Annotated in this window: 26 protein-coding genes and 1 pseudogene; 14 read left to right on the forward strand and 13 right to left on the reverse strand. The window is 62.0% G+C overall.

Annotation, left to right across the window (positions count from 1 at the left end):
- Positions 1-41: 41 nt before the first annotated feature.
- A complete protein-coding gene (locus C0Z18_RS19575) occupies positions 42-1,208 on the reverse strand; it encodes an ABC transporter ATP-binding protein (RefSeq protein ID WP_102647082.1) in 1,167 nt (388 codons plus the stop codon).
- Positions 1,209-1,463: 255 nt separating this feature from the next.
- On the opposite strand from C0Z18_RS19575, the gene C0Z18_RS19580 reads away from it, so the two are divergent.
- From C0Z18_RS19580 to C0Z18_RS19605, 6 genes are all read left to right on the forward strand, one after another.
- The gene (locus C0Z18_RS19580; protein WP_102647083.1) at positions 1,464-2,477 is read left to right on the forward strand and encodes a LacI family DNA-binding transcriptional regulator; all 1,014 of its coding nucleotides are present in this window, start codon (positions 1,464-1,466) and stop codon (positions 2,475-2,477) included.
- Between the two features lie 297 nt (positions 2,478-2,774).
- On the forward strand, positions 2,775-3,746 hold the full coding sequence (locus C0Z18_RS33225) for a protoglobin domain-containing protein (protein ID WP_199189496.1): 972 nt from the start codon (positions 2,775-2,777) through the stop codon (positions 3,744-3,746).
- A gap of 4 nt (positions 3,747-3,750) precedes the next feature.
- Complete coding sequence (locus C0Z18_RS19590; protein WP_102647085.1) at positions 3,751-4,143, forward strand: STAS domain-containing protein; 393 nt, start codon at positions 3,751-3,753, stop codon at positions 4,141-4,143.
- Positions 4,133-4,534 (forward strand): anti-sigma regulatory factor, encoded by a 402-nt coding sequence (locus tag C0Z18_RS19595; RefSeq protein WP_102647086.1) that lies wholly within the window; start codon positions 4,133-4,135, stop codon positions 4,532-4,534. The genes C0Z18_RS19590 and C0Z18_RS19595 overlap by 11 nt, the downstream gene beginning before the upstream one ends.
- Entirely contained in the window at positions 4,531-5,151 is a 621-nt protein-coding gene (locus tag C0Z18_RS19600) for a SpoIIE family protein phosphatase (RefSeq protein ID WP_102647087.1), read from the forward strand. The genes C0Z18_RS19595 and C0Z18_RS19600 overlap by 4 nt, the downstream gene beginning before the upstream one ends.
- A complete protein-coding gene (locus C0Z18_RS19605; protein ID WP_102647088.1) occupies positions 5,148-6,509 on the forward strand; it encodes a PAS domain-containing protein in 1,362 nt (453 codons plus the stop codon). The genes C0Z18_RS19600 and C0Z18_RS19605 overlap by 4 nt, the downstream gene beginning before the upstream one ends.
- 8 nt (positions 6,510-6,517) lie before the next feature.
- Here C0Z18_RS19605 and C0Z18_RS19610 read toward each other — a convergent pair whose 3' ends face one another.
- From C0Z18_RS19610 to C0Z18_RS19640, 7 genes are all read right to left on the reverse strand, one after another.
- Positions 6,518-6,955 (reverse strand): anti-sigma regulatory factor, encoded by a 438-nt coding sequence (locus C0Z18_RS19610; protein WP_102647089.1) that lies wholly within the window; start codon positions 6,953-6,955, stop codon positions 6,518-6,520.
- On the reverse strand, positions 6,952-7,911 hold the full coding sequence (locus tag C0Z18_RS19615; protein ID WP_102647090.1) for a DnaJ C-terminal domain-containing protein: 960 nt from the start codon (positions 7,909-7,911) through the stop codon (positions 6,952-6,954). Before C0Z18_RS19615 ends, C0Z18_RS19610 begins: the two co-directional genes overlap by 4 nt.
- A 130-nt stretch (positions 7,912-8,041) precedes the next feature.
- On the reverse strand, positions 8,042-8,446 hold the full coding sequence (locus C0Z18_RS19620) for a universal stress protein (protein ID WP_102647145.1): 405 nt from the start codon (positions 8,444-8,446) through the stop codon (positions 8,042-8,044).
- Positions 8,447-8,670: 224 nt separating this feature from the next.
- Positions 8,671-9,624 (reverse strand): alpha/beta hydrolase family protein, encoded by a 954-nt coding sequence (locus tag C0Z18_RS19625; RefSeq protein ID WP_102647091.1) that lies wholly within the window; start codon positions 9,622-9,624, stop codon positions 8,671-8,673.
- Positions 9,625-9,661: 37 nt separating this feature from the next.
- Positions 9,662-10,051, reverse strand: a complete 390-nt coding sequence (locus tag C0Z18_RS19630) for a VOC family protein (RefSeq protein ID WP_102647092.1) — start codon at positions 10,049-10,051, stop codon at positions 9,662-9,664.
- Positions 10,035-11,912, reverse strand: a complete 1,878-nt coding sequence (locus tag C0Z18_RS19635) for a M3 family metallopeptidase (protein ID WP_102647093.1) — start codon at positions 11,910-11,912, stop codon at positions 10,035-10,037. The genes C0Z18_RS19630 and C0Z18_RS19635 overlap by 17 nt, the downstream gene beginning before the upstream one ends.
- A gap of 140 nt (positions 11,913-12,052) precedes the next feature.
- Positions 12,053-12,847, reverse strand: coding sequence for a hypothetical protein (locus C0Z18_RS19640; protein WP_102647094.1), 795 nt, complete (start codon positions 12,845-12,847; stop codon positions 12,053-12,055).
- A gap of 203 nt (positions 12,848-13,050) precedes the next feature.
- Between C0Z18_RS19640 and ppnP the strand changes: the two genes are divergently transcribed.
- Complete coding sequence (gene ppnP, locus C0Z18_RS19645) at positions 13,051-13,371, forward strand: pyrimidine/purine nucleoside phosphorylase (protein WP_102647095.1); 321 nt, start codon at positions 13,051-13,053, stop codon at positions 13,369-13,371.
- A gap of 79 nt (positions 13,372-13,450) precedes the next feature.
- Here ppnP and C0Z18_RS19650 read toward each other — a convergent pair whose 3' ends face one another.
- Positions 13,451-14,068 (reverse strand): ATP phosphoribosyltransferase regulatory subunit, encoded by a 618-nt coding sequence (locus C0Z18_RS19650; protein WP_233217397.1) that lies wholly within the window; start codon positions 14,066-14,068, stop codon positions 13,451-13,453.
- A gap of 533 nt (positions 14,069-14,601) precedes the next feature.
- On the opposite strand from C0Z18_RS19650, the gene ald reads away from it, so the two are divergent.
- From ald to C0Z18_RS19665, 3 genes are all read left to right on the forward strand, one after another.
- Complete coding sequence (gene ald / locus C0Z18_RS19655) at positions 14,602-15,717, forward strand: alanine dehydrogenase (RefSeq protein ID WP_102647096.1); 1,116 nt, start codon at positions 14,602-14,604, stop codon at positions 15,715-15,717.
- 118 nt (positions 15,718-15,835) lie between these two features.
- Complete coding sequence (locus C0Z18_RS19660; RefSeq protein WP_102647097.1) at positions 15,836-16,030, forward strand: oxidoreductase-like domain-containing protein; 195 nt, start codon at positions 15,836-15,838, stop codon at positions 16,028-16,030.
- A gap of 22 nt (positions 16,031-16,052) precedes the next feature.
- Positions 16,053-16,433: a hypothetical protein gene (locus tag C0Z18_RS19665; protein WP_102647098.1), complete on the forward strand. Its 381-nt coding sequence runs from the start codon at positions 16,053-16,055 to the stop codon at positions 16,431-16,433.
- Positions 16,434-16,449: 16 nt separating this feature from the next.
- On the opposite strand, the gene C0Z18_RS19670 is transcribed toward C0Z18_RS19665, so the two are convergent.
- Positions 16,450-17,334: an AraC family transcriptional regulator gene (locus C0Z18_RS19670; protein ID WP_102647099.1), complete on the reverse strand. Its 885-nt coding sequence runs from the start codon at positions 17,332-17,334 to the stop codon at positions 16,450-16,452.
- Between the two features lie 221 nt (positions 17,335-17,555).
- Between C0Z18_RS19670 and C0Z18_RS19675 the strand changes: the two genes are divergently transcribed.
- The 4 genes from C0Z18_RS19675 (at position 17,556) to C0Z18_RS19690 (ending at position 21,958) form a co-directional block, all read left to right on the forward strand.
- Positions 17,556-18,299, forward strand: coding sequence for an ABC transporter substrate-binding protein (locus tag C0Z18_RS19675; RefSeq protein ID WP_102647100.1), 744 nt, complete (start codon positions 17,556-17,558; stop codon positions 18,297-18,299).
- 85 nt (positions 18,300-18,384) lie between these two features.
- Entirely contained in the window at positions 18,385-19,164 is a 780-nt protein-coding gene (locus C0Z18_RS19680; protein ID WP_102647101.1) for an SDR family NAD(P)-dependent oxidoreductase, read from the forward strand.
- Positions 19,165-19,542: 378 nt separating this feature from the next.
- Complete coding sequence (locus C0Z18_RS19685; RefSeq protein WP_102647102.1) at positions 19,543-21,525, forward strand: YadA family autotransporter adhesin; 1,983 nt, start codon at positions 19,543-19,545, stop codon at positions 21,523-21,525.
- Positions 21,526-21,655: 130 nt separating this feature from the next.
- Positions 21,656-21,958, forward strand: coding sequence for a DUF7673 family protein (locus C0Z18_RS19690; protein ID WP_102647103.1), 303 nt, complete (start codon positions 21,656-21,658; stop codon positions 21,956-21,958).
- 209 nt (positions 21,959-22,167) lie between these two features.
- Here the strand turns inward: C0Z18_RS19690 and C0Z18_RS33910 are convergent.
- The 3 genes and pseudogenes from C0Z18_RS33910 to mprF form a co-directional block, all read right to left on the reverse strand.
- Positions 22,168-22,345: pseudogene (locus C0Z18_RS33910) on the reverse strand (pectin acetylesterase-family hydrolase); the annotation flags it as partial.
- Between the two features lie 123 nt (positions 22,346-22,468).
- Positions 22,469-23,908 (reverse strand): virulence factor family protein, encoded by a 1,440-nt coding sequence (locus tag C0Z18_RS19705; RefSeq protein WP_102647104.1) that lies wholly within the window; start codon positions 23,906-23,908, stop codon positions 22,469-22,471.
- On the reverse strand, positions 23,905-26,502 hold the full coding sequence (gene mprF / locus C0Z18_RS19710) for a bifunctional lysylphosphatidylglycerol flippase/synthetase MprF (RefSeq protein ID WP_102647105.1): 2,598 nt from the start codon (positions 26,500-26,502) through the stop codon (positions 23,905-23,907). The genes C0Z18_RS19705 and mprF overlap by 4 nt, the downstream gene beginning before the upstream one ends.
- Positions 26,503-26,745: the final 243 nt, after the last annotated feature.

The raw sequence follows: 26,745 nt of genomic DNA on the forward strand, positions 1-26,745 counted from the left end.
GTCTTGGGGTCGGTCAGCCGACCGTTTGCTGCGGCGGTTTGCTATGCGGTCATCAGCGCGTCGCGCGTACGAGCGAGTTCGATTGCATTGCCTGTTTCGTCGAATAAGTGCCAAGCGCCGTCGGTCAAGTGAAACGCCTGCCGATCGCCGGGGTGCAGCGCGCAGGTGCCCTGCGCCTTGGCCAGCAACGGCGCGCCGCCGGGTTGATCGAGGTGGACGTAGGCCGCCTCGCCCAGTTGCTCGACGAGTTGCACCGTGCGCACGATCGATCGCCTGCGCGCCGCCACGTCGACCTCGGGCGCAGCCGAAAGGTGCTCAGGGCGAATGCCCAACGTGACGGGCTGCCCGGCCGCAAGCGGTAGATTCATTGCGTTCCCCGGCAGCATCAAGCGTTCGTCGCTATCGTTCAATCGAAGTCCGACCCAATCGTCGCCGGCCGATTCGATCGTGGCGGGGAGAAAGTTCATCCGGGGCGATCCGATAAAGCCCGCCACGAACAAGCTCGCGGGCCGATGATAGAGATCGAGCGGCGCGCCGATCTGCGCGATGCTGCCCGAGCGGGCGACTTCCTCTCCGGCGCGCAGCAGGACGATTTTGTCGGCGAGCGTCATCGCCTCGACTTGATCGTGCGTGACGTACACCGAACTCGCCTCGCGAAAACGGCTATGGAGGCGCGCGATTTCGATGCGCGTTTGGCCGCGCAATGCCGCGTCGAGATTCGACAGCGGCTCGTCGAAAAGAAACACTTTCGGCTCGCGCACGATGGCACGCCCGATCGCCACGCGCTGGCGCTGGCCGCCCGAGAGTTCTCGCGGCTTGCGCGCAAGCAATGCCTCGAGTTGCAGCACGCGGGCCGCCTCCACTACACGGCGGCGGATCTCGTCTTTAGGCACACGAGCGATGCGCAAGCCGAAACCCATGTTCTCGAACACCGACATATGCGGAAACAGCGCATAGCTTTGAAACACCATGGCGACGCCACGCTCTGCCGGCGGCGTCTCGTTCATCCGCTCGCCCGCGATGCACAATTCACCGGTGGTCAAGTCCTCGAGGCCCGCGATGATGCGCAACAGCGTGGACTTGCCGCAGCCCGACGGTCCCAGAAACACACAGAACTCATGCTGCGCAATATCCAAGTTGACTTCGCGCAGCACAGGCGCGTGCTGCCCGTACTGCTTCGAAACATGCCGCAACGAAATAGACGCCATCAGCCCCTCCGCTGCGCAGACGTTGCGCCGGTGACAAACGAATTTAAGCGCTTAAATTTCTGTCGCCAAAACCGCCCATATGCTCGTACCATGTCGTCTCCGCTGTTATGCAATGCTGTCTCGATGGGATGGAACGTAGCGCAATCGATCGAGGTTGCGCAACGTTTGGGAAACCGTCCCAGCATTTGAACAATGCGCGCATTTTGCGCCGCCGCGCCGGCGCTTTTCGTCGTTTGAAGTCGGGGGAAACAGTTTGTGGTGACGCTGGCCGAAGTCGCGCGACGCGCGAAAGTCACGGGCGCAACCGTCTCGAACGTATTGCGCAATCCGCAGAAAGTGAAACCGGAAACCGTCGAGCGGGTGATGGCGGCGATCCGCGAACTCGGATACCGGCCCAATCTCACCGCGCGCGCATTGGCACGAGGGCGTACCTCGACCCTTGCGTTGATGCTGTCGAACATCACGAATCCGTTCTATCCCGAGTTCGTATTGGCGGCCGAACGGGAAGCGCGCAAACGCGGTTATTTTCTGCTCGTCTGCAATACCGACGACGATCCCGCCATCACGCGCGCGTATTTGGACCAAATCGCCGGTTCGCTTGCCTCGGGGGTCATCGTCATGAATACCGACCTCGGCGAGCGGGAGTTGACAGACATTGCGCGCAAGGGCATCGCCGTCGTCCTTTGCATGTGGGAGCACGTGCAAGCCTCGCTCGCGCTGCCCTGCGTCACGGTGGATTTCGCCGCGGCGGGCGCGCTGGCCGCGGCGCATTTATCGGGGCTCGGGCATCGCAAGTTCGGCGCGCTCGTCGGTGCGGGCTCCGGTGGCCCTCAAACGATCCGGCTCGACGGCTTCGCCGCCGCGCTCGCGGCGCATGGCCACCCGGAGAAGTCGCTAGCCGTCGTTCAGTCGCACGATTCGATCGAAAGCGGATACGAAGGCGCCATGCAACTCATGCGCGGCAAGCCCGCGGTGACGGCCATCTTCGCGACGAACGATTTGATGGCGATCGGGGCGATGCAAGCCGCCGCGGATCTCGGCAAGCGCGTGCCGGACGACCTTTCCGTGATCGGCCTCACCGACATTACCCTTGCGCATCAGTTTCGTCCCGCATTGACGACGATCAGGTTGCCCACGGCGGACATCGCCGCGCGCTCGGTCGCCCTGGCACTGGAGATGGTGGAAGGCACCGCGCCGACGCAGGAGCGTTACGTGGTCCGCGCGCCCGAGTTGATCGTGCGCGAGTCGACGGGACCGAGGAAGCGATGAGCGGATGGTTTCGATGGTCGCGGGCATCAACCTTGCCAGTTCGTCACCCGTGTCTATACTTCGATCAATTGCCCAATTATCGGGTTGAATGGGTGCGATTCGGCTAAAACGCATACCGCTAACCGTCATCGCCGTCGTGGCGTGAAATGTATTCGCATGGCATACCGGACCGCCGTCTTCATGGCGGCGCGGTGTGCCGCCGGTAGGCCAAGCGCTGCCGGCGAGCCGTGTCAGAACCCCCAATCCGATGTGTGCTCAGGGGCGTATCTCGCTCCGGTGGCAACCGAGGAGGTGCGCATGCCAGGCCACGCAGACTCACGCGAATCGCTCGCCTTGATGCATCAAATGGGGCTGACGAGCGGTGCGATCGAGCGCCGCAAACAGATCGTCGGGCTCACCCCGGTCGATTTGGAGCGAATCGAGACCATCAAAGACGTCGTGTTGCGGGAGTTGGACGACTACGCAGCGGCCTTCTTCGACCATTTAGCGAAGCTCGAGGAGGCGCGTCCTTTGATCGAGAATCGCGCTCTTGCGGAAAGAGCGCGGCAACTGAAGCTCGAACATTTGCGCGGTCTCGTATCCGGCGACTACGGGGAGCGATACGTCGAGCAACGAATCGAATTGGGGCTTCTGTACGCGGCAGCGGGGCTCGACACGCGCGTCTTTCTCGGCGCCTTTCTGAACCTGCTCCGGCATATCGGCACCCAGATCGTGCGGCACGCCAATCGCGCGCCGGTCGATGCATTTGAAGCGTTCATGTCGTTGAAGAAGGTCGCTTTCTTCGACCTCGGCCTCATCGTCGACGTACTCGTTTTCGAGCGCGAGCGGATCATTCGTCAACAGCAAGACGCCATACGCGAACTCTCCACGCCGGTGCTGCAATTGCGCGATCGCTTGTTGCTATTGCCCATCATCGGCGTGATCGATACCTACCGCGCGCGCCTCATTACCGAGAGCTTGCTGGAGGCGATACGGTCCAACCGCGCGAAGATGGTCGTGATGGACATCACGGGCGTCGCGACGATCGACTCACGGGTCGCGAACCACATCCTGCAAACGGTCACGGCCGCGCGCCTGATGGGCGCGAAGGTCATCGTGACCGGCATCTCCGCGCCGGTGGCGCAGTCGCTCGTCGCGCTCGGCATCGAGCTTGGCGGCCTCGATACGGTCGGCGATCTGCAAGGCGGCATCGAGCTGGCCGAGCGCAATCTCGGCTATCGAGTGATACCCGGCGAGCCGGCGCCCGCGCTCGCCAACGTGGCGAGTTGAAACAGTGTCCGTTCCCATCCTCAAGCTCGGCGACGTACTCATCACGACCATTCAGTCGGCACTCTCGGATCAGGACCTGATCGAACTGCGCGACGATTTCGCGGAGAAGGTCGGGCGATTCCGAAGCCGCGGGGTCGTCATCGACGTGACGGCGCTCGACGTCCTCGATTCGTTCGCCACGCGAACGCTACGCGGCATTGCGTATGTGGCGAAGCTGCGCGGGGCCACGACGGTTGTCGTCGGCATTCAGCCCGAAGTCGCGTTCGCGATGGTGCAATTGGGTCTTGATCTCGAGGACGTGGCGACGGCGCTCGACTTGGACGAAGGCCTCGACTACCTGCGCAATTGCAGTAGCGATGACAAGAGCGCGAGCAGGAGCGAGGATCATGACAACTGAAATTCGCGTGCCGATCGAGCGCGAGTCGGATGTCGTCGTCGCACGCCAAAAGGGGCGCGAATTGGCCGCCGACGTGGGGTTTTCGAATACCGATCGCACGATCATCGCCCTCGCGATTTCGGAGATCGCACGCAACATCGTCAGCTATGCGCACCGAGGCGAAGTCATCCTATGCCGGATCGACGATGGCGGGCGCATCGGGATTTCAATCGTGGCCGAGGACGAGGGCCCCGGCATCCCCGACATCGAACTCGCGATGCGCGATGGATATTCGACGGCCAAAAGCCTCGGCGTAGGACTGCCGGGCACGAAACGCATCATGGACGAATTCCAACTCACGTCCGTCGTGGGGAAAGGCACCACCGTACGCATGAAGAGGTGGGTGCGATGAAGGCTGTCGTCTCGCCGGGGCGCTCGGTCATCGAATGGGGATGGGCCGGCCGCGCGCTCGAGCACGTCTCCGGCGATATGCACGCCGTCGTCGAGCACGAACATGGTGCGCTCGTCGCGCTGCTCGACGGCCTCGGGCACGGACCGGATGCGGCGAAGGCGGTCAGCGCCGCAATGCCGGTCATGGAGGCGCACGCGGGTGCATCGTTGACCGAACTCGTGCAACGATGCCATGAGGCGCTACGCAAGACGCGCGGTGCCGTGATGAGCGTGGCATGGTTCGACGCATGCGATGCATCGATGACCTGGGCAGGGGTCGGCAACGTCGATAGCCTGCTCATCCGCGCCGGCCCGAGTGCCTCGTTGCGCGACGAAGCGATCGCCGCGCGCGGCGGCGTGGTGGGCTACCGCCTGCCGTCGCTACGCGTGGAGCGCCATCCCGTGGCGCGCGGAGACACGCTCGTGATGGCGACCGACGGTATTCAAAGCTCGTTTGGCAAAGGCATCACCATGCAATTCGGCGTGCAAGAAATCGCCGAGTCGATTTTGGCGCGATACGCCAAGGGAACGGACGATGCGCATGTCCTGGTCGCCCGTTACGTTGGGGCGCCGCCATGACCACGCCGCTCAGCGTACTGCGTGCCGAATACCTCAGCGCCCTACGTGCTTACCTCGAACGAGAAAGCGAGGCCGGCTTCGCCCAGGCCTACGAACTCGGGCGGCAAGCAATGATCGACGCAATGGGCCTGCTCGATATGGCGGCCTTGCACCGCGCCGCACTCGATGCGTTCGTCCTGCCGGCCCCGGCTGCCGATCGGGCACGCTTGCTGGAGGCCGCGAGCACCTTTTTCAACGAGCTTCTCGCGCCGTTCGAGCTGTCCATCGAAGGCTATCGCGCCGCGCTCGCCGCCAGCGAAGAACGCTTTCAATTAGCGGTCAGCGGCGCAATGGCGGGGCTTTGGGATTGGAATCCGCAAACCGATGAGATCTATTTCTCGCCGCACTTCAAGCGGATCATGGGCTATGACGACAGCGAATTGCCCAACGAACGTCAAGCGCATCTCCAGGCCATCGAGGTGCAAGACCTGGAGAGAATCACGCAATCGTTGCAGTCGCACTTAGATGAGCGACGTGTCTACGACGTCGAATACCGCATCCGCACGAAGCTCGGCGAACTGCGCTGGGTGCACGCTCAGGGTCAAGCGATGTGGAATGAGAACGGCGTGCCCTATCGCATGGTTGGCTGGATTCTCGACATCACCGATCGCAAACGCAACGAAGAAGCATTGCACGCTTCGCGCGAAGAAATGCGGCGCTTGTCCGCGCACGTTCAGCACGTGAGAGAAGAAGAGAAAGCGCGGATCGCCCGCGAACTTCACGACGATCTAGGTCAGCAATTGACAGCGTTGAAAATGGCGACATCGATGTTGGACTATCGCGCCGACGGCAAAAAGCCATGGCCGCCGAAAGAGGCGCTAGGCGGCATCTACGCGATGATCGACGAACTCGTTCGATCCGTTCGGCACATCGCAGCCGACTTGCATCCCGTCATTCTCGAGGATTTGGGATTGATTCCCGCGATCGAAAACTTGATCGACGAATTTTCGGCGCGCTACCGCATTCGCGTCGTTCGCCGCATCGAAGCGGGCACGATCGCGTTCAATCGCGAATGCCGTATCGAGATGTTCCGGATCGTACAGGAAGCGTTGACCAACGTCGCGCGCCATTCGGGCGCGACCGAGGTGGTATTGGAATTCTTGCGAGAAGACCCGCATTGCATCGTACGCATCGCCGACAACGGACGCGGCGCGGTACACGATGGATCGAAAGGCCGCCATTCGTTCGGTCTGCTCGGCATGCGCGAACGCGCGACGCTGCTCGGCGGAGAAATTCGTATCCTGACGCAGCCCGGGGCGGGATTCGTATTGACGGCGATTTTTCCGCTCGCCTCTATCGAAACCAAGGACGCACGATGAGCTGCGCGTCATTCTTCGAAAGGATCGTCTTCATTCCACTGCGTCAACACAACCTTCACGCCGGTGCCGGCGAGAGATTCGATTTCGAATTCATCGACGAGGCGCTTCGCGCCCGAAAGCCCTAAGCCGAGACTGCCCTGGGTGGAAAATCCATCTTGCATCGCGCGCTCGATGTCGGGAATGCCGGGCCCTTCATCGCTCGCCACGGCGACAATCCCCCGCCGCGCCCCGTCGGTGACAGGCGCGAACGATATGCGGCCCCTCCCCGCATGCACGACGATATTGCGCGCGATTTCAGTGACGGCGGTCGCCAAGGCACCGGCCCGCTTAGGCGTGAAACGCTCGCGCTCGGCCAATTCAAGGACGGTTCGGCGAGCCCAGTCCACGTCGGAGGGGACGCTGACGAACACATAGCTTGTTTCGCCTTCCGTCCGGCGGGAGTTCATGTGACCCGGCGCTGTGCCGCCGCGAATAGCGCGCGCAACGTATCGCGCTCTTGTTCGGTGAGGTGTGCGGCGGCGGCCGGCATGGCGAGCGCGATGCGCAACGTCAAGTCGCCTCGCGTGCCGTGGCGGTCCGACAGCCCCTGTCCACGTAACCGGATCGCCGTGCCCGCACCGGAGTTCGGCTCGATCGAGATAGGCAATGCGCGTCCCAGCACGTTCACTTCGTAACTTCCGCCGAGCATGGCCGTGACGAAGTCCACCTCGATATCGCAGGCGACACTCAATCCGTCGCGCCGGAAAGCCGAACTGCAGACGATCACGATCGTAAAAATCGCATCGCCGGCCGCACCGCCGTTGGTCCCCGGGTGCCCGGCCCCCTCGACGACGATACGTTGCCCATCCCAAGCTCCCGGTTCGACCTTGATCGTCTCGCACTTGCGATAGGACACGACGCCCTTGCCGAAGCACACGGGGCAACGTCCGCGCGCGTGACCGTGGCATTGCCCGCAGACGCCTTGCACCTCGTAGCTGACCTCCACGTCGCCGCCATGGATCGCGGCCTCCAGCGGCACGAACAGCTCCGTCAGGCAATTGGCCCCTCGCAGAGGCGGCCCGCTGCGAGGGTTACGCGGCGGCGGCTCCGTTTCAGCGCGGCTCTCTTCCGACGTCTGACCCCACGCCCAGGTCCACTGCGGCGCGGGTCTGGGGGGAGGCTTGGGCGTCGGTGTCGCCGCACGCGCCGGCTGCGCCGTGACCGAAACCGGCGCCTTTCGTTCGCCGATAAGGATTTCGAATGCCTCTTGGATGCGCTTGAATACCGGTTCGACCGTTGCTTCGCGCCCTTTATTGCGATCCGGATGGTACTTCGCTCTGAGCCGCCGGTACGCGCGCTTGACGTCCGCCGGCGTGGCAGTGCCCGGCAGTTCCAGCCGCTTGTAGTATTCCTCGAGGCTCACGTGCTCCCCCGTTGACTTGCTCGAAGCGCAAGTCTACCAAGAAGAGTCGACGGCGCCCTAGGCCCGGCCCGGGGAAGCGCTCATACGCGTTGCACGCATCCCGGCGTGGATCGACCTGGAAGGTCCGGTCTCAATGAATCATCGTGACAGGCTTCGAGCATAACCGCCACAATCGCGCGAACGTTCCCCATCTTCGAAAAAAGCCGAGTCGTCCCGCGTCGAGCACGACGATGTCGGCGTGATCGCTTGCCGCATGCTCCGCGATGGTGCGCTCCGCAGGCCCGAATACGCGCTTGAACGTATAAGGTACGCCGGCATCTTCCAAGATCGCCCGGGTAGTCGTCAGTGCGTCACGCACCGACCACATCTCTCTGCGCCGTAAGTCTCCGGGGGAATGGAATGCGGCCGCGCGCCCTTGATTTGCATCGTCGAGTACCTCGATCAGTTCGACCTCCGATACACACCGCTCGGCGAACAGAAAGGCTGCGTGCCGCGCGGCTTCGGGGGCGCCACCGCCGTAAAGTACGGGGATCATGAGCTTGAGCACTTGGCTGCCTCACCGGTCGTTGTCGATAGTGACATTGCAGCAAATCGCACGCAAAGATGCCGAAAAACTATTGCCGCGCGGCATAAAAATGTCGTCAATATTTGGCGGCATTTTTACTGACGGAGGCGGCGCGGGGCCGTGAGCGGAACGCAGCTCGTAACGGGGCGAGCGCGCCCCGCCTGTCACGGTTCGACGTCTTTTCCCACTTAGGTTTAGCGCAGATGCACGTCGAAAAACTTCAGCACCTCTTCGTCGAACGCCTGATGGAAAGTGACGCGATCGAAGGTTTTCGCATCGACGCACAAGTTCGGCGAAGCCTTCGCGTGTTGTGGGGTGCACGGGGGAAGAAACGCAAAATGTCCCGCCTCGGCCACCAAGTGGTAATCGGGCTCAGCCGGAAGCGCGCGGGCAAGCGCCGGCATCGTTTCGGGCAGCACGCCGCCGCCGCCGAACTGAGAGGCCCAGAGCTGAATCGGCGCTTTGACGTCTTTCAAAGTCTTCGCACTCGGAAACTCGTCCAGCGGGTCTGCTAGAACGAAGACCTTGATCCGTGAATCGTGGGTCAGCGGTTCGCGAGGAACCTGCTTATGCCGCAATTGCCGGCAAACCGGGAGCGTTGGGTCGGGGCAAGGGACATTCGCGTGGAGGAAGTCGGGATTGCCGCCGGCCAACACCAACCCTGTGTAGCCGCCACGAGAAAACCCGAAAAAGCCGATCTTCTCCCGGTCGATCTTCGATGCGTCCGGCGCCGCGCCGAGCATGTAATCGATCAAGCGTTTGATGTCCTTCGGGCGCTCGATGAAAACCGACTCGTCGGCGGTACGGCTCAGGTCCGAAAAGTTATCGCCCGGATGATTGATTGCCGCGACAACATATCCTGAGTCGGCCAGCGTTTGAGCCAGATCGTAATGATTGAGCAGCGATCCGCCGTGACCATGTGAAATCACGACCAACGGAAGGTGTTCACCGGCGGTCGGACAATCGGGCCGCGCTTTCATGACGTAGGGTCCGAGCGTCATCGCTTCCGCGGCGAACGCACACGGCGTCCAAATTGCCACCTTCAATGCGGGACCCTCGGCGCTGGCGGGAATCTCGGCGAACTTGATGCCCGCAGCCTCCGAGATCGTGGCGGAAAGGCAAAGCAATAACGTCAACATAAACTTCATACGGCCTCCGTATGCAATGAGCGCGGCACATCCGTATTCATGCTGTCCAAGCTCCGTGTTGCAATACGATCCGGTAGCCGTCGGGGTCCTCGTAAGTCCGCCCCGACACGTCCCAGTATGGATTGAACGACGTCACTCGGATGAATCCGCTCGCCTCGGCGCGGTCGCATGCCGCCTGCCACACCTGCCGATCGGGGAGATAAAACACCGTCAAGTCTTCGCTCGTCGGACTCGGTGTGACAGGATGGCCCGCGCACTGGGTGAACTCGAAGTGATAATCCATCCCGGCGTTACCCAGCATCACGCCATCGAAACCTTGGTGATCCTGGAATCGCGCCAGGACCGAGAACCCGAACGCCTCGCAATACATACGCTCGGTACGAGCCAGATCGCTTGCGGGCCGGGCAACTCTAAGATGCGCTCGCATATGAAGACCTCGCGGAATATCGTTCGATCCAGTCTTCGAACGCCACGTACATGGCGGGCAACGACACGCTGTTATCAGCAATTCGTTCGTCGCCGTGGACTAGAGAAATCGAGGCATCGAGTTCACTCGGCGCCTGCTCCCGATCCGCTCGACGGTTTCGGTCGAATGCCTGCATGGCTTGATCCCAAGCGGCTTGCGGTGAGCAATTACACTCCATCGCAAGATAGGACGGATTCAACGGCTCACCCGTCAAGTCCATCAGCATCCGATCGAGGGTCACGCTATTGCCGGGCGCCCAACAGTGCGCGGCAAGCAGCGGGCCGACCCGAGGATTATCCACGATGTAACCCAACGATTTCGTGAGGTACGCGCGAACCTGAGCAGCGGCCATCTTGGCCAGCAAATAGCCTTGGTAATAGACGGCGATATCATGATAAATCGGATGTGGCGTCGCCAAGACGTAATCCGTATGTCCCGCAATGCCGAGCACCCTATGCGTCACGGACTTCGCCAGCTCGAGTATGGAATCGGCCGTTCGTTCGGCGTCATCCATGCTGTACATTTCCCACTCGAAATATGTCGGGATGAGATCGCGGCGTTCATAGTAGGCCAGGAAGGCTTGACGCGCTTCTACCCGCGCCCGAATCACGTCATCGGGCATTGGGTTCCCCGCATAGTCCTTCGCGTACCGTTTCATCCAACAAGGATCCGTCGGGAACGCATCGAAGAATTTCGCTTGTGCCTCGAGCAAAGCGGGAGAACTCGGCGGAAAAGCCTGTGAAAAGCAAGGCGAGTTCATCGTAACGTTGGCGAAATGAGCGGCGTGACCGGCCTCGTGAAAAAGAACGGTCAGCCCGCGCAAGCCGGCACCGGGTTGCCCCGGACACGCCGTAGACGTAAATCTAACGTCCGCGGCTACCGGGCCCAATACATCGTCGCGATATCCGGGTTCCGGCGAAACACAAAATCCCGTAGGAAACTTTCCTTGGCGCTCGAGTAGGTCGATTTCGATCTGGGCACCTTGGTACGAGACGCCCATCCGTCGAAAAGATTCGGCCCAGCGCTCCGGCGCCTTGCCGAGCGGGAAGTAGGTGTCGGTATCCCGCGCCGTGCCGCCTTGCATGGCATACGCCAGATTGTGCGGCAGCAATGCATTCGGGCCCTGTTGCGCCACCAAACGCGCTAATGCGCTTTGATGCGTGTCACGCGTGCTTCGCTCGAACTCATCGAAAACGGAGAATAGTTGTTCGGGGGTGAGACCGCTATTTTTCTGTAGCCGATAGTCGAAGAAATTGCGGAATCCAAGCTCTCGCGCGAGCGCGTTGCGCTTGCTCACGATCTCGACGAAACCGCTCGTTGCCACCCATCGCTCGAGGCCATGCAGCGCATCGTGCGAACTCTTGCGGGCCGACTCGTCGGGGTTCGATGCCAGGTTGTTTCGCAATGCCGATGGCGACGCGTCTTCGCGCCGCCCCTCGGCGTTGACGTGCGTCATCTTGTAGGCTTGGCGTCTTGCGAAAAGATCGGCGTCCAACGCGGTCAACTCGCTCAGCAACTGCGCGGCGCGGCCGCTTCCGATCGCGCCAGCTTCGAGTACGGCGATCCATCCTTGAAGCCCGGTGGCGAGTGCATCGCGCTCCGGGGAGGCATCCTCGTCGAGAATGCGCGCACAATGCGCGCGCGCGTTCTCGAGGCGCGACGCATCGCCGGCAAACGTTTTGCGCCTTAATGTTGCCTCGGCCAACTCGGCGTTCGCATCGCTCAGACCTGTATAGACCGACCAGTACAGATCGCCCTCGGCTTTTAAAAGCTGCGAATATTCGCGATTCAGTTCATCGAAAAACCGTCGAGCGCGTTTCATGAAGAGTCGTCGAAAGGATGGCGGGTTCTGCTCGAGGTTTGCCTTATACAACGGCCCCTAAGCAAGCGATCGATGGTAGCCGAAACCGATCGCGCTGTCCGCGAATCGGTCTTGGACAATTCGATCGATAAGCGACGGCGTCAGTCGCGTGCCGCGACGGGAAGGACGCTCGGCTTGGAGCGTCGTATTTTCGCGGCTTGCCTCGTACACCACTGCACGGTCATCGCAAGAACCGCTGCTTCCGCGAAGGCCGGCAGCGTAGCCTGGCGAGGTAGGGAGAACGATAGCGTCAAGCAAAAGGCCGCAAACGAGAACCGGCCGAGGACCATGCCTCGGAACAAAGAAATAACGAATTGCTCGCCGTGCGCGCGGTGGGAAGACACCGACAAAATGATTCCGAGTAAAGGGAATACGGCAAGCAGACCGCTCCATGCTGGGCCGACCCGGCCGGAAATCGAAGTCACGATCAGCGTCAGGATCGCCCCGGCCGCCATCCGTGCCGCCAGATCGGCGCGGGACAGCGATACGGCAACCGCGGCGGCGCTCGTTCGCGGCAAGAACGATTGACCGAAACATACGGCGACGAATGCCGTCAGGGCGCCCCACCCCGTCGAAGCGGGCAATAGCGATAGACCGTAGGCGGCGCCAAACCACGCGGTGAGCGCCGCTGTCAACGCGATTGACCATCGGCGAGAACGGCACGTCCAGGCGTAGGCGAAATTGAACGCCTCGGATGCGAACACCGCGGAAAGTGAGCGCTCGGCGGCATGGGCGCCAAAAATCGAACCGTGCGTCAGTACCAGTAGGTAGAGAATGGGGCCGGCCACGACGGGTAGCCCGGCCAACCAACCGGCAATCGACGGCCCCCACCACTTGCCCGACATCGATACGATCAGTAGGAATAGCGGAACAAGCGTGAGTTTGAGCGCTAGCATGCCGAGGCCGTACCCTTTTTAAAGGGGCATCATACTCGGTGCCATATGGCCGACCAATGTATTTCGAGCAAGGCGCGTACGGAACGCCGTAAGCGCAACCGGTATGATGGCGGGTTTGCGCATTTCCTTAGCGCGTTCCCGTTGCGCAATGGCGCAATGCGGCGCAAGCCTATCCACTCGCGACCACCAGGAGGAAGACCGCCATGACGGCAGCAACGCAATTCGATCAGGTTTCCGTTATCAAACGCGCCAACGTCTACTTCGACGGCAAATGCGTCTCGCACACCGTGCTGTTCCCGGACGGTACTCGCAAAACGCTGGGCGTCATCCTGCCCGGCACGCTGAACTTCGGCACCGACGCGCCCGAACTCATGGAAGTGCAAGCCGGACAATGCCGCATCCGCCTGGAAGGCAGCGATCAGTGGGCGACGTACGGTGCCGGCGAGTCGTTTTCAGTGCCGGGCAAGAGCCGCTTCGATATCGACGTGATCGAGACGCTCGATTACGTTTGCAGCTATCTCTAAGCGTCGCTATTCGACCAACGCGCGCGTAATGCGCGCGTTAGCCATCGGCCGCATCAGCCGGCCGAGTCCCGGGGTCTTTTCACTCCAGCAATCGCTGGGCCGACATCGCGAGCAATAACCGGTCGAGGCCTATGCCGAAACCTGCGCCTTCCCGGTATGCGCCGCCGCCGGCTACTTGCTGCTGAGCGCCAAGCTCGCTACAGCGCATTTCGAAGCCCTGACCGTCCAGGTAATAGCTGAGCCCTCTTCTAGCCGCGCTATCGAACGTGTAGCGAAGGCCCAACGAATCGAAGAACCCTTTCGCGATACGCTGGCTCAACTCCGACGCGCGCCGGGGCTCCTCGCTTAGGCATTCGAAGCCCAATTGTGTGAATTCGCGGTAGCGTCCCGCCTGCGGCCGCTCGTATCGATAACAGCGCGCCACATAAAAAAGCAAGCGCTCTCGCTTGCCATCGATCAATTGCTCGTATCGCTCTTGAAACAAAGCGGTCGCTTCCGGAATCAGACAGCAGGCGCGCCCCTTCTTATCGGGAAAGGCCCACATCTGATCGATGATTTCACTGCCGCCGGCTTTTTCGATAAACGTATCTTGCGACCACAGCGCCGGAACGATCGCCTCTTCAGCGCCACGTTCGATGAAGGTAACTCCGGAAGCGGCTCTCGAGGGTCCGCATGGCAGCGGCTTCTTTTCCAACAACGAAACGGGTTCCGCGCAGCATCGTCATAGTGACTCCGTAGAAATAAAAAAAGGCGCCATCTAAATTGGCGCCTGGGTGGTGTCGCACGAGACAGGGTTTTCTTGATCCCTGCGCTCGATGCTATGGACGTAACGAACCACGGCGCGGTCTTGAGCGGCCGTGATGACCATGGGAGTCAATCAGTTCGTTAAAGGGTTCCATGTGCGAATCATGGCAGAAGCGCGGCGTGCTGTGAACCCCTCCGCCATGCGGTCCCGCTCGTTCCCACCAAGCCTCATCCCCCCGCGCACATCGCGTGCAACGGCGTAGTATGTCGTTCAGCAGGCCATGCCCTTGTCGAAATCGCTTCGAACTACGAATTCGCTTAGCCCTTGCGAAGCAGCACGAGCGACGCACGAAAGCGAAATGGCAACACTCGCATTCCCCTGCCCAATGCGGTCATGCAAGCCAAAAACTTGACCGACGTCATCCCATGCCACAAGCCCGGGCTGACAATTCGATCAATCGATTCCGTACACGGAGGAGGTGCATCATGCTGGTCGGCATTCCCAAAGAGATCAAAAACCAGGAATACCGCGTTGGCCTAACCCCCGCGGGCACGCGCGAGCTAGTCAGCCGCGGGCATCAAGTGCTCGTTCAAAAAGATGCGGGAGCCGCCGTCGGCCTTCCCGATGAAGCCTACGCGGCGGCCGGCGCCACGGTATGCGGCGACGCACAAGAAATCTTCGCGCGCGCCGACATGATCATCAAAGTCAAAGAGCCGCAAGCCGTCGAGCGCGCCATGTTGCGGCGCGGTCAAATCCTTTACACCTATCTCCACCTCGCTCCGGACCGCGAACAAGCCACCGATCTCATCGCTTCGGGCGCCGTGTGCGTCGCGTACGAGACGATTACCGGCGCAGGCGGAGGGCTTCCCTTGCTGGCGCCGATGAGCGAAGTGGCGGGCCGCATGTCGATTCAAGTGACGGCCGCCCACTTGGAGAAGCCCGCCGGCGGCATGGGATTGCTGCTGGCCGGCGTGCCCGGCGTCGCGCCCGGACACGTCGTCGTGATCGGCGGCGGAACGGTCGGGACGAATGCATTGCAAATGGCTGTCGGTATGGGCGCGCGGGTCACGATTCTCGATACGAACGTCGAGCGCCTGCGCCAACTCGACTTGATCTTCGGCAATCGCATCACGACGATGTTCTCGAGCGCACACGCGCTGGAACGATGCGTCGCGAGCGCGGATGCCGTCATCGGCGCGGTACTGATCCCCGGTGCGACCGCGCCTAGGCTCGTCACCCGCGCCATGATCTCGACGATGAAGAAGGGAGCCGTCGTGGTCGACGTCGCCATCGATCAAGGCGGATGCTTCGAAACGTCCCACCCGACGACGCATGCGGAACCTACCTTTGTAGTGGACGGCGTCATCCATTATTGCGTTGCGAACATGCCAGGAGCCGTCGCGCGAACCTCGACGTTCGCACTGACGAACGCCACGCTCGGCCACGCGATTGCATTGGCGAACAAGGGATGGAAGCGCGCAATGAGCGACGATCCGCACCTGCGTGCCGGCTTGAATGTGTGCGAGGGCCAGGTCACGCACGAGGCCGTCGCCAAAGCACTGGGGCAACCGTACGCGCACGCCGAGGCATTGCTCGCATGACCGGCGGCTAAATATCATTCGGGCCGCGCGGCGCCTCGGTGTCGACGAGCGCCGCCGCGCCGAATAACGCGAAGCAAACGAATCTATACTAAGCGCTCGAACTCACTCGCCGAGCGCCGTGCCCAAGCTTTCCCGTCCGGAGCCGTCCAACGACGATCCTCGCCCAACGCCGCCGCAACGTCCCGACGAAGACGATTGCTGCCACAGCGGTTGCTCGCCTTGCGTATTCGAGCTTTACGAAGAAGCGCTCGATCGATACGAAGCGGCGCTCGAGGCCTGGGAGGCACGACAAGCGGCCCGCCGCGCACATTAACATCGGAATCGGAAATCCGCGTATGCCAGCCTCGATTCGCAACTCGCTGTCTTGGATCCTCGACGCATTCGAACGCGATCCTACTTATGTTCCCAAGCGAATGTTCAGCATGGACGCGGCTTATATCGACGCTCGCCTATGCATTACCGCCGGCGACCGAAAGGAGCCCTGGAACGGCATGCTCGTCTGCACGTCGCAAGATCATCACGCCTCGCTTATCGAAGCGATGCCCGCCTTGCAAGTGCATCCCGTCATCGGAAAATGGCTTTATGTTTCGCAGGCGCATCCGGAGTTCGAATCGGTCGTCGCGCGAGTCGTCTCCATCGTGCTCGCGCGCGATCCGCGTATCGGTGTCGAACCGAAGCCGAAGGGCAGCCGCAAGGCTGCATTACCGAAGGACTAACGGGCAATCACGGCAATTAAGCTGCACTCAAAGCAGCGATATCGCGCCGCGGCGGCGCGCCGAACATTCGAGCGTACTCGCGGCTAAATTGCGAAGGACTTTCGTAACCCACGCGATACGCGGCCGCTTCGGCGTTCGCTGCGCCCGTCAACATTAGATGGCGCGCCTCGAGCAGGCGAAGCTGCTTTTGATATTGCAGCGGCGTCATCGAAGTGAGTGCCTTGAACTGACGATGAAATGCCGACAAACTCATTTGCGCCACCGAAGCGAGTTCTTCGATGCGTACCGTCTCGGCGAATCGATGCCGCAGATCATGGATTGCGCTGACGACCCGCTCGACATGCCCATTCGCGAGAACGAGCTTGGCCACTTCCGCGCCGTAACGTCCGGTCAATAGCCAGTAGCAGATCTCACGCATGATCATCGGCGCGATGACGGGGATCGCGTGCGGCGTATCGAGCAATCGCATCGTGCGCTGCACGCAATCGGCAAGCGGCCCGTCGAAGTCCGCGACGAATACGCCATGCCCGAGTTCGCCATCGGGCACCGGGGGACGATCGAGTTGTTCCATCACCTCGCGCATGACAGCCAGGTCCAACTCGATCACCACGCACAGGTAAGGCTCATCGGGGCTTGCCTGGACGATCCGGCTCATCGCCGGCAATTCGACGCTGACGACCAGCGCTTGCCCTGCACGATAGTCGTATCGTTTGCCACCGAAGGTCGTCCATTTCGCACCTTGCACGACGACGCATAGCGCCGGTTTCATGAGGAGGTGCGACGGATGTCTTTCATGATCCGAGCGCAAAATCGTCACGCCTTCGATAGGCGTGACGAAAGGACTTTGCCCACTTTGACTCTCGGTATAGCGTTTGACGCTTTCCACTAATGCGCGCGTCATCTAATTCCCCATACGTTGGCGTTCCGCTATGTTACTGCCTGCGCGGATCAGATGCCGCGCACGCCGCATGCGTTAAGCGCGAACCGTGATCAATGCCGAGCGCCTGCTTGGCGCTCAACTTTTTTCGTCTCTTATACTTCGTCCATTGCCGTGCAGTCGTCGCTGAAATGGAAACCTTACTCAGCCGTTCAGCGCGCAAGCCCATTTAAACGCGAGCGACCATGCCCATCGATCCGTCCATCGTGAGTGCTTTTACCCCCACCGGCAAGCTGCGCGCCTCGATCAATCTCGGCAACCCGATCCTCGCCAATATAGATCCCGGCACCGGCGAGCCGATCGGCGTCTCGATCGATCTCGCTCATGCCTTTGCGGAACGGCTCGGCGTCGACCTCGAACTGGTGGCATTCGATACGGCCGGAAAATCGCTCGAGGCGGTCAGCGAAGAGCGCGCCGATTTCGGCTTTTTCGCGATCGATCCCCTGCGCGGCGAGAGAATCGAATTTACCGCGCCCTATGTACTGATCGAGGGCTTCTATCTAGTGCGTGACGACGCGCCAATCAGAACCAACGAAGACGTCGATCGATCGCACAACCGCGTTGCAGTCGGCAACGGCAGCGCATATGACCTTTTCCTTACGCGAGAACTGAAGGCAGCGCAGATCGTTCGCGCGCCGTCTTCGCAGGCCGTGGTGTCGACGTTCCTCGCACGCAATCTCGAGGTGGCGGCGGGCGTGAAGCAGCAACTGGAAGCCGACGCGCGAACTGCACCGGGGCTTCGATTGCTGAGCGAGCGCTTCATGGTGATCCGGCAGGCCATGGGTACGCCGAAGCGTCGCGGTGACGCGGCCGCGCAAGCATTGCGCACGTTCGTCGAAGAGATGAAGGCATCGGGCTTCGTCGCCGAGGCGCTCGAAAGGCACGGAATAGCCGGCGCTTCGGTGGCGCCGGCAGCCGAGCACGATTAGGCAAGAACGCAGCCGAATCCGGCATTCAGTTCGCCGCACGGCCCGCCTAAGCTTGCGCTCATCCTGATCAACTTGGAGCGCAACGATGACGGTGGGAATTACTGCAAACAACCCGAGCAAGATAGCGATCGTGACAGGCGGGAGCCGCGGGCTGGGGCGCAATACCGTGCTCCACCTCGCGAGTCGCGGCGTGGATTCGATTTTCACTTATCGAGCGAATCGAGCCGAAGCCGAGGCCGTCGTGCATCAGGTCGAACAAGCCGGCCAGCGCGCCGTCGCGCTGCCGCTCGATACCGGCAAGTGTGAGACGTTCGATGCATTCGTCGCAAGCGTACGTGAATCGCTCACGCAGTGGGGCGCCGATCGCTTCGACTATCTCGTGAATAACGCCGGCATTTCGCATCACGCGCCCATCGAAACTACGACCGAGCAAGACTTGGACGATCTTTACAACGTCCACTTCAAAGGCGTGTTCTTCCTCACGCAAAAGCTGCTGCCCCTCATCAATGACGGCGGGCGGATCGTCAATATCTCATCGGGCCTGACGCGCATCTCGATCGCAGGCAGTGCATCTTACGCTTCGATGAAAGGGGCCGTCGAAGTGCTGACGCGTTATCTGGCCAAGGAACTCGGGCCGCGTCGAATCGCCGTCAACACGGTGGCACCGGGCGCAATCGAAACGGATTTCAGCGGCGGCATGGTGCGCGACAACCCGGAAATCAATCGGTTCGTCGCCGAAGCGACGGCGCTCGGCCGCGCAGGTTTGCCCGACGACATCGGGCCCATGATCGCTTCGCTGCTCGCCGATGACAACCGGTGGGTCAACGCCCAACGCATCGAGGTATCGGGCGGCTTGGCGATCTGACAAGCTTCGAATTCGCATCGATTCATGTAGCCGTCCGCTGCTCGCGACATCGAATCGCGTCGGACGGCAAACCGCTTGCGACGGCTTATCGAGCCGGGTTTCTGACCGATAAAGACAGAATTTTCCCTCCAGCAAAGCCATTCGTCCCTCCAGCAAACACCCGGGCGAATGGCCCTTCCCATAATTCTCTACGTCCTGACACGGCATTTCCACGCGTTGCTTGGAAAGCGCCTGTGAGGAGCGGCTTTGACTGCGGCGATAACAGCGGCGGCAGCAGCCGAGCGGAGGCACGCGCACACCCCATTGCCTGCGGCGCCACCACGGAGAGCGCAAAAGGAAATTCTTTTGCCCATTAAAAAAGTCAGAACCGGAAACGCAATGAACATGAACCGACAAGCTGTGCTTTCGAATAGTAGCGTTGAGACGCTGGTAGCTGCTGACGAGACGCGAGGAGCAGCCCCCCTTCTGCGATCGAAGGTGTCACTCGCGATCGTCACGGCGTTGGCGCTAACCGCGGGTTATGCGCACGCGGACAACCTCGCGGTGGGCGGCGAGTCTCAGGGCCTCGTCTCCACGGTCGGCGGTGCTGCCGCCGCGCCGACGGCAACGACAGGCGGGACGAACCCGGCTGTCGCCGGCGCAGACGGCTCGAGCCAGAATACCGCGGTGGGCAATGCGGTCGCGGCGCAGGGCGGACAGGCTACGGCCGTCGGTGACCGCGCTACGGCAACCGGTACGAACGCGACGACCGTGGGCGCAAATTCCAGCGCAATCGGTACGAACTCGGTGGCGTTCGGGGGAGCCGCGAGCACAACGAACGGCGATTCGACGGCAATTGGCGCTCAAGCGCACACCACCTCCGACTTCTCAACGGCGATCGGTACCAATACCTCGGCCGCCGGCGGTACCGCCGTGGGTTTCCAAGCGAGCGCGAATGCGAGCGATGCAACGTCCGTCGGCGTAGACTCGGTTGCATCCGGCACGGGCAGCGTTGCAATTTCCCGGGCGCAGGCGACCGCGACGAACGCTATCGCTATTGGCGAAGGCGCAGCAGCAACGGCAAGCGGCGCGATCGCACAAGGCGCGAATTCGGTCGCGAACTCGAACGACGCCGTAGCGTTTGGCCGCGCATCGGCCGCGAACGGCGCCGATGCAACCGCGTTAGGCACGCTTGCAACCGCATCCCAAGCCGCCACGGCAGTGGGTATCTCGGCCAATGCAAGCGGCGGCAGTTCGACGGCGATCGGCAACTCAGCCCTGTCTAGCGGTGGATCGGCCGTGGCAATCGGGCAATCTTCGACCGCATCGCAACAAACGTCCGTTGCGATTGGCTTTAGTTCAAACGCGGCATCGGCTAATGCGATTGCGCTGGGTACGCTCACTCAGGCGACGGGCGCCAACTCCATTGCGATCGGTAACGCAGCCGCAGCGTCGACAGCCGAATCGACGGCTCTCGGTTCCGGCGCGGTGACACGTGCTGCAACTAACGTGAGCGGCGCCACGGTAGGCGGAGTGACCTACAGTGGCTTCGCGGGTGCGACGCCGACCGGCGTCGTGAGCATCGGTGCGGTCGGTCAGGAACATCAGCTGCAGAACGTTGCCGCGGGGCAGATCACCGCCACCAGCACCGACGGGGTGAACGGTTCGCAACTCTTCGGCATCGCCACGCAACTGTCGTCGCTAGTCGGAAAAGTCAATTCGCTGCCGGGTGGAAACACCAACGTTCTCGACGCGACGGGCACGGCGACCGGTACGGGCGCAACGGCGGATGCCGTCAATGCAACGTCCGTGGGTTCGACCAGCAACGTTACCGCTGACGGCGGTACCGCGGTCGGCCATCAAGCGGTCGTCACTTCGACCAACGGCACGGCTGTCGGCACGAACGCCAGTGTTACGGGTACGAACGGAACCGCAATCGGCTCGAACAGCAGCGTCACCGGCAACAATTCGGTTGCCCTGGGTGCAAATTCAATCGCTGACCGGGACAACACGGTTTCGGTCGGTGCGCCGGGTGCTGAGCGTCAAATTACCAACGTGGCAGACGGTACGGCTCCCACCGATGCGGTGAACGTGCGCCAACTCAATAGCGCCATCAGCAGCGTTCGCGACGACATGCAGAAGTATCGCCGCGATGCAAACGCCGGCTCGGCCTCGGCCATCGCGATGGCGAACTTGCCGCAAGCCGTGTTGCCGGGAGAAAAGGTCGTGGCGCTCGGCGCGGGGACCTACGGCGGACAGAGCGCAATGGCGCTCGGGCTCTCCGTCGCGACGGGCAAATGGATCGTCAAGGGGTCCATGACGACGGGCGTTTCCGGCCACGGCTCCATCGGTGCGGGCGCGGGCGTCGGTTATCGTTGGTAAACCCCGTTTCGCGAGTGTGGCGAATCGCATAGCCCGCCGCGGCGTCACTGCCGCGGCGGGCATCGACGATTACGAATACCGCGAACAATCGGTTCAATAGGCCAGGAGAACCGCACTGAACCCCGAAGAAATGCAGCAGCGTTTCATGCTGACGGCCGAAAAACAAGCACTCTCGCGCCTGCTCGAAATTACCAAAGACCGCGATAACCACCAGGCGGCTCGCGTCGCCAATTTCCTGCTTGCGTGGTGGGATCCGGAAAAATACGGCCGCTTCGATTTCCTCGACGGATGGGCGTTGGATGAAAGCATCCGCAGAGATCTGGTGACCGTGTTCGACCTCATCAGTCATGTGGCGTCATACCCGGACACGCTAGGATACAAAGAACAATTCGTATCGTTGGTTCGGGCGTACCGCCCCGATATGACAGAGTAACGGCTGCCGATGCAATGCAGCCGTCGAGCGAGGCCGTGTCCGCCTCGAAGCCATAGCGCTCGTTAGGCGCCATGCCCCGAGATCGGTCCGGCCGCGCCCGTCAAATTGAGGATGCCATCCACCCACGCGAGGAACGTCGCTGATCCAGCAAATCGGCGACGAAGGTGCCTACGTCGGCATCGATGCCGTTTTCATGAATACCCGATCCGGTCGTCGAGCATCGAGCTATGCGCTTGCGGCTGCAGCATGTTGTGCAGTGGAGTAGTTGGCAAGCGCACCATAACCGCCCGCGCTCGTCCCGTAGACGAGCAAACGGTTCGGTTGCGCAAAGCCGTGATCGACAAGCCACCGCGTGATCGCCCGAACGTTCTTCGCGCCGCTGTAGTGCGCTGCAGTTGCGCTTGCGCGTCCGGCCGCCCCGCCAATGCCTTGTGCATGGCATCCAAGTCGACCGCTCGTTCGGCCGGTCCCGCTTGAACCGTGGGCGTTCTACCGTTCGGCACTTTTGCGCTATTGGCTCGCGTGCGTGCCGCCATCGCCATGCATACGTTTTTCCCAGCCGGTGAGGATGCGCCGTTCCAACACGTCGTAGCCGTGATCGAAATGGTGTCCGCCCGGCGTACGTATCACTTCTTGCGTAGCGGTCAATGCGGGGCACAACGTGTCGGTCTCGTTTTCGCCGTAGAAGCACTGAACGAGCCCGGCGGGAAGCCGATCCATGGCCGGCTTCGCTTGCAGCGCCTTGTCGCTCGCCGGCATGCCCAGCCAGCCCGTCACGCGCACCTGGAAATCGGCGGCGGGCGCGAAGCCGAGCAGCGAAACGATCGAAACTTGATTGCGCAACGTGGCGGGCAGTAAGTTGTAGGCGAAAGGCATCACGTCGGCGCCGAACGAATAGCCGATCAGCGCGAACGACGTTGCATGCCAGCGCGCGCCATAAGCACGTAGCACGCGGCTCAAATCACGGCTTACTTGCTCGGGGCTTTTCTCGCTCCAGAAATAACGCAAGCTATCCCAACCCACGACCGACACACCGTCTTTTTGCAGTTGCTCGCCGATGGTCTTGTCGAGGTCGCGCCATCCGCCGTCGCCCGACATGACGATCGCAAGCATCCCGCGCGGATGCGCCGCGGGCAATTCGACGAGCGGCAGATCGGAGACGTCTTGCTCGCCCACCGTTTCGGCCAACAAATGCGGCTTGATCAATGCGACGAGCTGATCGGCTCTCGTCGTCGCGGCCGGGAACATGCGAGGCGCTTTGGCCAACAACGGCGCCGCCATGCTATCCGCGTTCTTCCCGAAATTGAATCCCGGCGTATCGGCCCCTTCCTTCACGGCGGAGCGCTCGGCGGCTTGCATCGCACCGATCGCGCTTGGCTTGCTTACGCCCACCTCGACGAAGCCGGGCAACGCACTGCCGCGGCTGATCGTCGGATCGGGCGGGCATTGCGCGAAGTCCGCGTTCAGTTTGCCTTGCGCATCGACGGCCGCCGCGCCGGCGATCGTATTCGCGGGCGCCTGCGCGAGCACGTGCAGCGCGAGCGTCGCCCCTTGCCCCGTGCCCGCCATGATCGGCGCGAAATATCGATTCGACTTCAACTGGCGTTCGAGCTGATGGCTGACCGCTTCCGCATCTCCATCCAAATGCCGGCATGCCTTGTCCGCCGCCGCGAGGTTCGCCGCATAGCGCCCGGTATCCACGCCCACGGTCAACGCGCCTTGCTCGGCCAACGCGTGTGCCGCTTGCGAATCGGCCGCGGTCCAGCCCTTGCCCGCGGAGAACAGAACGACGAAGCCGCGCATTTCTCCTTGCGGCCATTGGACGATGACATCGCCGTAACGTCCGCCCGAAATCTGTGTTTCAGCCGCTTGCGCACCGATACAAACAGACGACACGCTCGCGAACAACGCCAGCCATTTGAACGATTTCAATACTGCGTGAAGTGTCATGAACGGCGGCCCCCCGCCAGAATCGAAAGATCGAGTAGCGTCAGGACCGCGCTCGCCCAACCCGATACCGCGAGATAACGCGGCTCCCAGCGCGGCTGGAACTTACCCTTGAAAGCCCGCAGGCCTTGAAAGTTGTAGAAGCGGCCGCCGAAACGCCAGACGAGCGAGCCCAGTTGGTGAAGCGGCGAACCGAGCGGCATCGGGCGCACCCCGGAAAACGGCGCGACACCGAGACTCAAATGGCGATAACCCGCGTCCTTCAAGTGCATCGCCAGTTGCACGAACAGATAATCCATCACGAACGGCGAGGCATCGGCCACATGACGCATGACCCCCACCGTCGCCTCGACGTTCAGATCGGTGGTCATAAACGTCGTGAATGCAACGGGGACGCCGTTTTGCCGAACGAGCATGACCGATTGCGCCGCGAGATACGCATCGCTGAAAGCCGCCACCGAGAAGCTCTTCTCCCGCGCGGAACGGCTGTCGAGCCAGCCATCCGAAATCCGGCGCAGAGAATCCATATGCTGGGGCATGGCCGCGGCGTCGATGACCTCCACGGCGCAGCCGTCGCGCTCGGCCCGGCGCATCGAGTAACGCAACGCCGCGCGCTTCGGTCCGCTCAGATCGAATTGCTCGAGCGCGAGTTGCGCCTCTTCGCCGAGTTTCATCAGAGTCAGCCCGGAATCCAGATACAACGGCAACGAGTCGGCTCTGACTTGATAAAAAGCGGCCCGTCCCCCGTGCTTGTGCGCGAGCATGACGAACTTGCGAATCAGTTCGGGCCATTCGGCGCGCGGGCCGACAGGATCGTGCAACGCCGCCCACGTGCGGCCATGCTTGGCGAACATCAGGAACGCTTCGCGCGAATCGGAGAACAAGAAACTCTTGTCGCCCATCATGGCCAGCCCGGCATCGCTGCGCTCTTGCGAACGAATGATCCTGACGGCATCGCTCAGGTCCGCGGCGCTAGGATGAACGAAGCGTCCGGCCGCGGGGCGCAAAAGCTGCCACACGGCGAAAGCCGTGGCGACCAGGCTCGACGCGAGCATCGCCCGCAGCGAGCGAGACACGGGCGCATGGAACGCGAACTCCCACCACAGATCCGTTCGATACGGCACGTTGCGGTACGCGAAAAACATCACCCATGCCGAGCAAATCAGCACGATCGCCACGGAAATCAACCATCCGGGCGTAAACGGCTCGGCGAACAACGCCGCGCGCCGGGTAAAGCCCCGATGCGTGCAGAGCAACAAGACGAGCAACGAGGCGAGCACGCCCGCCTCGACGAAAGCCAATCCTTTGATGACCGACAACACGAGACTGACGGCCGTCAGTACGACGGCCAGCCACCATGCGGCATCGAGCCGGCGCAGCAACCCGCGCGACACGAACAGCAGCAATACGCCGAACACGCCGCTCACCAACTGCGAACCTTCGAGCGCCCACAACGGCACGAGCTCACGCAACAACGCGAGGCGATGGGCCAGCGCCGGCGTCGCACTCGACACGATCAACATCGAGCCGACCACGAACGTGATCAAGCACAGAAACAGCGGCGCAATGCGGCCCAAGCGCGCCACCGTACGCAGCGGCAAGCGTTTGCGCAGCGCCCGCGCTTCGTAGCCCACCAGCACGGCCGCGGAGAGTACGAGCGGCAGACCGAAATAGACGGCGCGATAGGCCAGCAGCGCCGCCAGAAGCGATGGGGTAGCGATGTCGCCGCGCAACGCGAAGACCATCACGGATTCGAATACGCCGACGCCCCCGGGCGTATGGCCCACGATACCGAGCAGAAGCGACGCCGAGTAGATGGCAAGAAAGCTCATGAAACCGGCGTGCGTGCCGGGCAAGAACACCCACAACGCAGCGCCCGCCCCCACCACATCGATCACGCCGAAAATAAGCTGCGATACGAGGCTTCCCCGGGAGGGAATGTCCAGTGTGACGGCCGCCCAGCGCGTGCGAAACCGTTTGGTCGCGGAACCGCAGCACGCGACAGCGACGATCAGGGCCAGAAGGACGATCACGCTGCCGATCGTCAAGGTAAGCGGCGCGAGATGCGTCATCGCCGAGAGCGCGCTCGTATCCGCCAGCGCACCGACCGCGGTGATCAGCAACGTTGCCAAAATGAGCGAGCCGCTCGTCAGCAACGTCAGGCGGCCGATCTGCGACGACGTGACGCCAGCGGCGCCATACACGCGGTAGCGCACCGCTCCGCCCGTCAGCGCGCCGAAGCCCGCGATGTTGCCGAGTGCGGACGCCGCCGTGGCCCCGATCCAGAGCAGGGAGCGCGGCACTTTTGCGTCGACGTGACGCAAACCGATTTCGTCACGCGCGACCAGGGCGACGAAGCTCAGCGCCGTGGCGGCGAGCGCGGCGGCCCATCGGCCAGGGACAATGCAGAACAATTGCCGGCTGACGGAATGGTAATCGATGCTCTGAGAGATTTTCTGCAGCGCGAGGAGCAGCAAAATGCAGATGACCAGCGCTAGCGCGGGCGAAACGAGACGCTTGTGGTTCATGCGACGCGCTTTCGCGTAAAACGCGGCTACGACTCTCGAGGGGCGGTCTCCGTGACTAGCGTCTTGCATTTCCTGTGAATCGGTCGTTCTCGGCGGCAACGGAGAGGGTCATGGCTGCGGCGTCGACGCGCCGTTTTGTACAGACCAGGATCGTGGGGACCGCGCCGGGCGATCGATGTAGCAACTTATGGTCTATTACAACGTCTCGGCAGCCGCTTCGGTTGACGCCCGAACCGACAATCGAAGCGGGCACGGCGCACCGGCGACTCCCGCATCGGACGCGCCGAGGCGGGTTTGCTCGATCCTGAACGT

It is taken from the genome of Trinickia dabaoshanensis (assembly GCF_002879885.1).
Classification (GTDB): domain Bacteria; phylum Pseudomonadota; class Gammaproteobacteria; order Burkholderiales; family Burkholderiaceae; genus Trinickia; species Trinickia dabaoshanensis.